Origin of the sequence: Aminobacter aganoensis, assembly GCF_014206975.1 — a bacterium.
In the GTDB taxonomy this organism is placed as follows: domain Bacteria; phylum Pseudomonadota; class Alphaproteobacteria; order Rhizobiales; family Rhizobiaceae; genus Aminobacter; species Aminobacter aganoensis.
Map to the genome: position 1 here is coordinate 20,329 of NZ_JACHOU010000031.1, position 9,197 is coordinate 29,525.

Here is a 9,197-nt window from a genome sequence, read left to right on the forward strand (position 1 = left end):
TCGGGTCGGGTGGGGCGCGTCAGCCGCGCTTGGCCTCGCGTTCGTCGCGTCGCTTGAGAGCGGTCGCGTAGCTGTCGCGAAGATAGGTCAAAAGCTCGGCGAGCACACCGGAGGCAGCCGCGGAGTCGCGCGCCTCGAGGGCTGCAGCCAGCCGCTCGTGGAAGTCGGCGACGGTGCGGCGCTCACGCACCTGGGACACGATCATGTTGGTGATCGGCATGAACGCCTCGACGACAGTGTACATCATCAAGCTGAGCGGGCCGTTGCCGGCGGCTTGCACCACCGCGCGATGGAACCGCACGTCCGAGGCACAGAAGTCCTCGTCGCTGAGCGAGGAGCCACGCTGCAGCGTGATCTCGGTGCGCATGGCCGCCAGGTCGGCGTCGCTGCGCCGTTCGCAGGCCAGCCTGCAGCAGATGGCCTCCGTCTCCAGCCGGGCGCCGATGATTTCGTCGATGTCGAAGGCGCCGACGCCCACAAGAAGGGTCGCTGCCCCGGTGATTGCCGACGACAGGCCTTCTGGGTCGGGTCGGCTGACGAAGGTGCCGCCGGTCGGCCCACGCTGCGAACGGATCAGGTTCTGGGCCGCGAGCCGCTTGAGGGCCTCGCGCACGGTGGGCCGCGAAATGCCGAAGCTTTTTGCCAGGTCCTCCTCGGTCGGCAGGCGCTCGTCGATCTGCAGCCGGCCGTCGAGAATGGCGGCGCGAATCTTGTCGGCGACTTGCCGGGCAACGCCGGTGCGCACCACATCCTGGTATTCGATCGGCATTCGTCCTCCGTCGGTGCGACCAGCAACGGCCGGCACCCGCTTCGACATGCGAATAAACAATATAGGTTTGACAAATATTGCAAGCGAAATAAGCTGACTCGAGACAGCGCCCGGAAATGGCTTCCTCCGGGGCATCCAGGCATCATGGCGCGACCGACCGAACAGGTTTTATCCATTCTCCAGCCCCGGCTCGACAAGGCCGCGATTCTGGCAGGCGATGCGATCGATCCGCGCTACAGCGACGATCTCTCCGGCGAGCCGGGCGCACGGCCGGAACTGGTGTTGCGGCCGCGCAATACGGCCGACGTGGCCGAAATCCTCAACGCCTGCAACGCCGCTCGCCTGCCGCTGGTCGTGCAGGGCGGACGCACCGGGCTGTCGGGCGCGGCGAGGGTGCTGGCCGGCGAAGCCGTACTTTCGCTCGAACGCATGACGGCGCTGCAAGAGGTCGAGCAGACCGCCGGCACGATCGTCGCCGATGCCGGCGTGCCGTTGCAACTCGTACAGGAAAAGGCCGATGCGGCAGGCCTGGTGTTCGGCGTCGACATCGGTGCGCGAGGCACAGCCACCATCGGCGGCAACATCGCCACCAACGCCGGCGGCATTCGCGTTTTGCGCTACGGCAATTTTCGGGCGCAGGTGCTGGGGCTGGAAGCCGTTCTGGCCGACGGCAGCGTGCTGTCGTCGCTGAAGGGGCTCGCCAAGGACAATTCCGGCTACGACCTCGGCCAGCTTCTCGTCGGCAGCGAAGGCACGCTCGGCGTCGTCACCCGCGCCTGCCTCAGGCTGCATTCGAAACCCGTCACCCAGTCCGCGGCCTTCTGTTCGCTGGCGTCGCTCGACGCGGCCTTTGGCCTGCTCAAATTCCTGCGCGGCCGGCTCGGCAATCTGCTCTCCGGTTTCGAGGTCATCCTGGCGCCGCTGATGGGCGACATGGTCGCAGCGCTCGGGCTGACGGCACCCGTCGTCCTTGGCTCGCCCGTCTATGTGCTGACCGACGTCCAGGGCATGGCGCCGGGCGCCGACGAGGAAGCATTTACCGAAGCGCTGTCGCAGGCGATCGAGGACGGTCTGGTCAAGGACGTCGTGCTGTCGCAGTCGGAGCGCGAATACCAGGCGTTGTGGACGCTGCGCGACGACTGCAACCGCTTCCTGTTTGCCGAGGGTGCGATGCTCAGCCTCGACGTTAGCCTGCCGCTGCCGCGCATGGGCGCCTTTCTCGATCTGGCCGAAGTATCGCAGAGCCAGGCCGATCCATCGGCGCGCGCCTACATTTTCGGTCATCTCGGCGACGGCAACCTGCACTACGTCGTTCGCACCGACAGGCCCAACGAGGTCGCCAAGGCCGTGTTCGATTGTGTCGCCAAATCCGGCGGATCGATCTCTGCCGAACATGGCATCGGCCTGGACAAGAAGGCTTACCTGCACCTGACCCGAACGCCGGCCGAACTGGCCGCGATGCGGCGCATCAAGGCCGCGCTCGATCCCAACAACATCCTCAATCGGGGCCGTATCTTCGACATGCGCCCTGCCCTGCCCAACATCTGAGATTCCACCATGACCGCAGTGAAGTCCCCCGAACAAAGCGCCCCTGCCGTCGAGATGCCGTCTGCGCTCGACGAGCGCTACACGCTGGAGCGCGGCCGCATCCTGGTGTCCGGTACGCAGGCGCTGGTGCGCCTGCCGATGGTCCAGCGCCAGCGCGACCTGGCCGCTGGCCTCAATACGGCGGGTTACGTTTCGGGCTATCGTGGCTCACCCCTGGCCGGCTTCGACCGCGAGATGGGCAGCGCCAGGAAATATCTCAAGGCCAGCCACATCGTCTTCCAGCCGGGCCTCAACGAGGACATGGCAGCGACCGCCGTATGGGGCACCCAGCAGGCCGGCATGTTCCCCGGCGCACGTTACGATGGCGTCTTCTCCATGTGGTACGGCAAGGGCCCCGGCGTCGACCGCACCATGGATGTCATCCGTCACGCCAATGCGGTCGGCACCAGCCAGCACGGCGGTGTGCTGCTGCTCGTCGGCGACGATCATGGCGCTGTGTCCTCCACCCTGCCTCACCAGAGCGAACACAATTTGATCTCGGCGATGGTGCCGCTGCTGTCGCCGGCCGGCGTCGGCGAATACATCGACTACGGCCTGCTTGGCTGGGCGATGAGCCGCTATTCCGGCGCCTGGGTCGGCTTCAAGTGCCAGACCGAAATCGTCGAATGCTCGGCCACAGTCGATCTCGATCCGACGCGGCTCGAGATCGTCATCCCCGACATGCCCTTGCCCGCCGACGGCCTGTCGATGCGCTGGCCCGACGGCCAGCAGGCGATGGAACGCAGGCTCGAGACCAAGCTTGCGGCGGTGCTCGCCTTCGCCCGCGCCAATCGCCTCGACCGGCAGGTCTGGCCCTCCCCCAAGGCAAAACTCGGCGTCGTCTCGACTGGAAAATCCTGGCTCGACCTCAAGGGCGCCCTGTCGCTTCTCGGCATCGACGAGGCGCGCGCGGCCGAACTCGGTATCCGTCTCTACAAGGTCGGCATGGTCTGGCCGCTGGAGCCGGAGGGCTTGCGCGAGTTCGCCGACGGCCTGGAGCAGGTCCTCGTGGTCGAGGAAAAGCGTCCGGTGATCGAGGAGCAGATCAAGTCGCTGCTGTTCAACCTGCCCGGCGACCGCCGGCCGCAGGTCTTCGGTAAGTCCGGCCCGGACGGCTCCCCTCTCCTCCCCTCGGTCGGCGAAATCGGCGCGCTGTCGGTGGCGCGCGCCATCCTGAAATGGCTGGGCACGGCGGACGCCGGCCTTGCTGCAAGCTCGGCCCGCTTGGCGCAGGTCGGAGCCCCCTCCCCTGCCGAACAGGGCCTTCTCAATCGCGAGCCCTATTTCTGCTCGGGCTGCCCGCACTCGACCTCGACCGTAGTGCCCAAGGGCAGCCGAGCCTCGACCGGCATCGGCTGCCACATGATGGTGATCGGCATGGAGCGCGACACCTCGACCTTCACGCAGATGGGCGGCGAAGGCGGCTCGTGGATCGGGCTCTCGCCCTTCACCGACGAGAAGCACATCTTCGTCAACATGGGTGACGGCACCTATTTCCATTCCGGCCTGCTGGCGATCCGCGCCGGCATCGCCGCCAAGGTCAATGCCACCTACAAGATCCTCTACAACGACGCGGTCGCCATGACCGGTGGCCAGCGCCATGATGGGGAGCTTTCGGTGCCGTCGATTGTCGGCCAGGTGCTGGCCGAGGGCGCGCGGCAGGTGGTTGTCGTATCCGAACGGCCGCACCTGCTGGCGGGCTTGTTGCCGCGCTCGGTCAATGTGCGCCATCGCGACGAACTCGATCAGGTACAGCGCGAATTGCGCGAGGTCGAGGGTGTCACCGTGCTGGTCTACGACCAGGTCTGCGCCGCCGAAAAGCGCCGCCGGCGCAAGCGCGGCACCTATCCCGTGTCGCCCAGGCGCGCCTTCATCAATGAGCTGGTCTGCGAGGGTTGCGGCGACTGTTCGGCGGTCTCCAACTGCATCTCGATCGAACCGCGTGAGACCGAGTTCGGGCGCAAGCGGGCTATCAACCAGTCAAGCTGCAACACCGACCTGTCCTGCATCAAGGGTTTTTGCCCGAGCTTCGTCACCATCGAGGGGGGACGACTGCGCAAGCCGCGCGCCAAGGCCGCAGGCGGCGTCGATGCCGGCCTTGCCGAGCCGAAGCGGCCTGCCCTCGGAGCGGAGCCCTACAGCGTGCTCCTGACCGGCATCGGTGGCACCGGCGTCATCACCGTCAGCGCGATTCTGTCCCAGGCAGCCCATCTCGATGGCCTGTCGCTGGTGACGCTCGACCAGACCGGCTTGGCGCAGAAGAACGGCGCCGTCGTTTCGCACATCCGCCTGGCGCAGCAGCCCGGGCAGCTCAATGCGGCGCGCATCGGACCAGGCGAAGCCGACCTGGTGCTAGGCTTCGATCTCGTGGTCGCTGCCTCGCAGAACGCCATCGCCACCTTCGGCAAGGGTCGCACAAAGACAGTGGTCGACGATCACTTCGCTCCGACGGCATCCTTCGTGAAGGACACGACCATCGACTTCCGCGAGGGCGCCACCCTGCGCCGGCTGCGCAATGCCGGCGGCGAGGATGCGCTCACCACCCTGCCCGCCATGAAGCTTGCGACGGCCCTGTTCGGCGATGCGATTGCCGCCAACATGTTCCTGCTTGGCCACGCCTGGCAGAAGGGGTTCGTGCCGGTCAGCCGCGAGGCGATCGAAAAGGCGATCGACCTCAATGGCGCCGGCGTGGCGATGAACCGTGCCGCCTTTGCCTGGGGGCGGCGCTCGGCCGGGGACATGGACTTCGTCACCCGCCAGGCCGGCATGGCGCCGGTATCCGCGCCGGCGGTCCGGACGCTTGACGAGATCGTCGCGGGGCGGGTCGCGTTCCTGACCGGCTACCAGAATGCCGCCTATGCCGAACGCTATCGCGCGCTGGTCGGCAAGGCACGGCAGGCAGAGACGCGGGTCGCGCCTGGACAGGAAGCCTTCGCCCAGGCGGTCGCCAGGGCCGCGTTCAAGCTGATGGCCTACAAGGACGAGTACGAGGTGGCGCGCCTGCATCGCGATCCGGCGTTCCGGCAGAAGCTCGCCGAGGAGTTCGAGGACGGCTTCAAGCTGCAGTACAACCTGGCGCCGCCCATGTTGACCCGCATCGATCCGCGCACAGGCCATCCCGCCAAGATCGCCATCGGCCGCTGGATCGAGCCGGCCTTCGCAGTGCTCGCCCGCCTCAAGGGCCTCCGGGGCACGCGTTTTGATCCGTTCGGCCGGACGGCCGAGCGCAAGATGGAGCGGCGCCTGGTCGCGGACTATTTCGAACTCGTCGAGGACGTGGTTGTCCGGTTGACGCCGCAGAACCTTGCGGCTGCCACCGAACTCGCCGCCCTGCCGGACACGGTCCGTGGCTACGGCCATGTCAAGCTCGCCTCGGTCGAGCGTTTCGAGAAGCGCAAGGTCGAGTTGCTTGCCGCCTTCGGGCAAGGCCCGGCGATGGGTCAGGCTGCCTGAGCAGCACCCTCGCATCAATACGCTGAATCGATCCCGGCTGATCGATTCAGCACTTTCATTGGACGGCCGAATCGCGCGGGGCGATTCTGCCGTATGGAACAGCCGACCCAAGCACTGCATCTCCAGCGTCGTGACCCGAGCCGTAACATGGCTCGGTTCTATCGGCTCTCGGTCGAGCGTTCGCTGTTTGGCTGCGCCGCGCTGGTCCGCGAATGGGGCCGCATCGGCACGTCGGGAAGACGCCGCCTCGATCTGTTCGCCGAGGCTGCCGACGCCGAAGCGGCCCTTTGCAAGCTGGCTGCGTCCAAGCGGCGGCGCGGATACCGCGACGCCGGTTGACAGCTGTCAACGACGGAGACGAAACGACTGGCGGCATCATTGTTTCGTATCCGTCATAATGGTTAATTTCCGTTAACTATAAATAAGTTGACTCGACTCGGGCGCTCCAGCACCTTGTTACGGTAAAGTGACGTATTTCGATACGCCTAGCGTAACTGCTTCATCGATCCGTTATCCACGCTCCAGCACGTAAAAACTGGTGAAGGCGTAACCCGGATTCGGATTCCGCAGCGAATCGGCGCATAAACCGTAGCAGGCTTGTCTGGTCCGCCGTGAGCGCGCGATCGGGCAGCCGGGAAGGGACTAAAGAACTTGGCAGGGGCTGTTCAGACACGGGCGGAAAACGCGAGCGAAGAGGTGGAAGCCATGGCGACCGACCGTGCCATTGCCTGCGACGCCGAGATGCTTTCCGCGCAGTTGCAGGCGATGCGCGACCGGCTGTTCTCGCCGACCTCGAAGAAGGCGCTGCGCAAGTTTTCCAGCGGCGAAGCAGCGCGCCTGATCGGCGTCTCCGACGGTTATCTCAGGCAGCTGTCCATCGCAGGCGAGGGCCCGCAGCCCGAGACCGGGGCAGGCGGGCGCCGCTATTATGCCCTCGACGACATCAACGGGCTGCGCCGGCATCTTGCCGAGCAGAACCCGACCAAGGCACGCCACTATCTGCCGCGCCGCGACGCGGGGCGCGGCGAGCACATGCAGGTCATCGCCGTCACCAACTTCAAGGGTGGCTCCGGAAAGACCACGACCAGCACCCATCTTGCCCAGCACCTGGCCCTTGCCGGTTATCGCGTGCTTGCCATCGACCTCGACCCGCAGGCGTCGATGTCGGCGCTGTTCGGCTATCAGCCGGAGCTGGACCTCGACGGCAACGACACGCTTTACGGCGCGATCCGCTACGACGACGAGCGCCGTCCTCTCGTCGACGTCATCCGCAGGACCTATTTCGACGGGCTCGACCTCGTGCCGGGCAATCTCGAGCTGCAGGAATTCGAGCACACCACGCCACAGATGCTGGCAGCACGCCAGACCGGAGGCGATAGCAAGGCGATGTTCTTCGCACGCGTGCAGGAAGCGCTGCAGACAGTCGCCGGCGACTACGACGTCGTCGTCATGGACTGCCCGCCGCAGCTTGGCTTCCTGACGTTGTCGGCGCTTTGTGCCGCGACCTCGGTGCTGGTGACCGTGCACCCGCAAATGCTCGACGTGGCCTCGATGAGCCAGTTCCTGTTCATGACTGCCGATCTGCTGTCAGTGGTGCGCGAGGCGGGTGGCGAGCTGAATTTCGATTTCATGCGCTACCTGATCACCCGCTACGAACCCAATGACGGCCCGCAGACGCAGATCGTCGGTTTCCTGCGCTCGCTGTTCGGCGACCGCGTGCTGACGGCGCCGCTGGTCAAGTCGACCGCTTTTTCCGACGCCGGCCTGACCAAGCAGACGCTCTACGAAGTGGCGCGCGAAAGCTTCAGCCGGGCCACCTATGACCGCGCCATGGAGTCGTTGACAGCTGTCAACGACGAGATCGAAGGCCTGATGGTCAAGGCCTGGAACCGGGCGGGCTGAGGGAGGTTGCGATGGCACAGAACCGCAAGGATCAGCTTAAGGCCCTGTTCGGCACCGTCGACCCTGCGCCGGCGGCGCCGGCCGCCGCCGAGCCGGTCAAGGCAGTGGAAGCAGAGGCTCCGGCACGGCCACGCAGCGCCTCGGGCGCCGTCAAGGCGATGGGACTTTCCCTCGGCGGCCTGTCGAGGGAAATCGAGGAAGCGCGTCGGCTCAAGGAAAGTCTCGACACCGCCGAGCGCGTTGTCCAGGTGGATGCCGGGCTGATCGAGGCCTCCTTTGTCGCCGATAGGCTCGACCATGGGGATCATGACGCCGACTTCGAAGCGCTGGTGGCGAGCATCGAGGCGTCCGGCCAGCAGGTGCCGGTGCTACTGCGTCCGCATCCAGACAAGCCAGGCCGTTACCAGACGGCCTACGGCCACCGCCGCGTGCGCGCTGCGAGCCGGCTTGGCGTCGCCGTGCTGGCGATCGTGCGGTCGCTTTCCGACATCGAGCTGGTTCTCGCCCAGGGCAAGGAAAACAGCGAACGCCGCGATCTCTCCTTCATCGAACGTGCGCTGTTCGCGCACGAGTTGATCGGCCGCGGCTTCGAACGCGGCCTGGTTCAGGATGCGCTGTCGCTGCACAAGGCGGAGATGACGCGCTTCCTTCAGGTGGCGGACGCGGTGCCCGAGCACATCGTTCGCGCCATTGGCGCTGCGCCCAAGGTTGGCCGGCCGCGCTGGATGGCGCTGGCGGATCTGCTCAAGAGCGAGGCGGGGCGGGTCAAGGCCGACGATGAAATGTCGAGCGCGCGGTTTCGCGAGGCGACCAGCGACGAGCGCTTCAACCTGCTGTTCACGAGGCTGCAGCGCAGGGGCCAGCCGGTTGTCGGCGGCGCCCGCGAAATCCGCGACGGCAAGGGCAGGGCGGTGGCCCACCTGACGGTCGCCAGAGGCAAGGCCCGCGTCGATTTCGTGGAAAAGATTGCCGACGGCTTCGAGGAGTTTCTCGGCGAGGAGCTGCCCAGGCTGCTGCAAAAGTTCGAACAGGAGCGTGCCGGGGCGTCCGGGCAGAGCTAGAAATGTCCATGTCTGGCGGATCGGGCGCATGCTTGGAAGCTCGCCCCGCGGATGAGGAGCGTAGTGCGTCAGTACCGAGTGCGTAGAGGATTGGAACCAGAAGGATAGACGGCAAGAAAAAGGCCCCCGAAACGTCGCCATTCCGGAAGCCCTCATCAATGTAGCAATTGTGAGAGAATCATTTCCGGACCGACTTGTCAACCACTGGACGCGTTCCGGAACGCCTTTGGCTTGCCTCGACAAGAGGTGAACGAGGATGATCGAGCATATCTCGACGACGCCCTTCGGGCGGCGGTCGCTGTCGCTTGCCATGGTGGCAGGGCAATTGGCGGCCGACAGCTGTGCGCCGGGCGCCAGCGCCAACAAGTGGCAGGTGTTTCGTGCCGTGTGCGAGGCCAAGGGTTTGCTGGGCGCCAGCGATCGCG

Annotated in this window: 7 protein-coding genes; 6 read left to right on the forward strand and 1 reads right to left on the reverse strand. The window is 66.0% G+C overall.

Annotated elements, in window-relative coordinates:
* Positions 1-19: 19 nt before the first annotated feature.
* Positions 20-769, reverse strand: a complete 750-nt coding sequence (locus GGR00_RS27430; RefSeq protein WP_184702638.1) for a FadR/GntR family transcriptional regulator — start codon at positions 767-769, stop codon at positions 20-22.
* A 144-nt stretch (positions 770-913) separates the two neighbouring features.
* On the opposite strand from GGR00_RS27430, the gene GGR00_RS27435 reads away from it, so the two are divergent.
* The 6 genes from GGR00_RS27435 to GGR00_RS27460 form a co-directional block, all read left to right on the forward strand.
* Positions 914-2,317: an FAD-binding oxidoreductase gene (locus GGR00_RS27435; protein ID WP_184702640.1), complete on the forward strand. Its 1,404-nt coding sequence runs from the start codon at positions 914-916 to the stop codon at positions 2,315-2,317.
* Positions 2,318-2,326: 9 nt separating this feature from the next.
* Positions 2,327-5,809: an indolepyruvate ferredoxin oxidoreductase family protein gene (locus GGR00_RS27440; protein WP_184702642.1), complete on the forward strand. Its 3,483-nt coding sequence runs from the start codon at positions 2,327-2,329 to the stop codon at positions 5,807-5,809.
* A 93-nt stretch (positions 5,810-5,902) separates the two neighbouring features.
* Entirely contained in the window at positions 5,903-6,148 is a 246-nt protein-coding gene (locus tag GGR00_RS27445) for a WGR domain-containing protein (protein WP_184702644.1), read from the forward strand.
* A 366-nt stretch (positions 6,149-6,514) separates the two neighbouring features.
* The gene (gene repA / locus GGR00_RS27450) at positions 6,515-7,711 is read left to right on the forward strand and encodes a plasmid partitioning protein RepA (protein ID WP_184702645.1); all 1,197 of its coding nucleotides are present in this window, start codon (positions 6,515-6,517) and stop codon (positions 7,709-7,711) included.
* A gap of 11 nt (positions 7,712-7,722) precedes the next feature.
* Positions 7,723-8,772 (forward strand): plasmid partitioning protein RepB, encoded by a 1,050-nt coding sequence (repB, locus tag GGR00_RS27455; RefSeq protein WP_184702647.1) that lies wholly within the window; start codon positions 7,723-7,725, stop codon positions 8,770-8,772.
* Positions 8,773-9,028: 256 nt separating this feature from the next.
* Positions 9,029-9,197, forward strand: a 169-nt coding sequence (locus tag GGR00_RS27460; protein ID WP_281389341.1) for a helix-turn-helix domain-containing protein, incomplete at its 3' end; no start/stop codon positions are given.

Excerpts from the sequence above, each read along its gene's own strand:
- GGR00_RS27430 (WP_184702638.1), bottom strand. The coding sequence starts at position 769 with ATGCCGATCGAATACCAGGATGTGGTGCGCACCGGCGTTGCCCGGCAA.
- GGR00_RS27435 (WP_184702640.1), top strand. The coding sequence starts at position 914 with ATGGCGCGACCGACCGAACAGGTTTTATCCATTCTCCAGCCCCGGCTC.
- GGR00_RS27440 (WP_184702642.1), top strand. The coding sequence starts at position 2,327 with ATGACCGCAGTGAAGTCCCCCGAACAAAGCGCCCCTGCCGTCGAGATG.
- GGR00_RS27445 (WP_184702644.1), top strand. The coding sequence starts at position 5,903 with ATGGAACAGCCGACCCAAGCACTGCATCTCCAGCGTCGTGACCCGAGC.
- repA (WP_184702645.1), top strand. The coding sequence starts at position 6,515 with ATGGCGACCGACCGTGCCATTGCCTGCGACGCCGAGATGCTTTCCGCG.
- repB (WP_184702647.1), top strand. The coding sequence starts at position 7,723 with ATGGCACAGAACCGCAAGGATCAGCTTAAGGCCCTGTTCGGCACCGTC.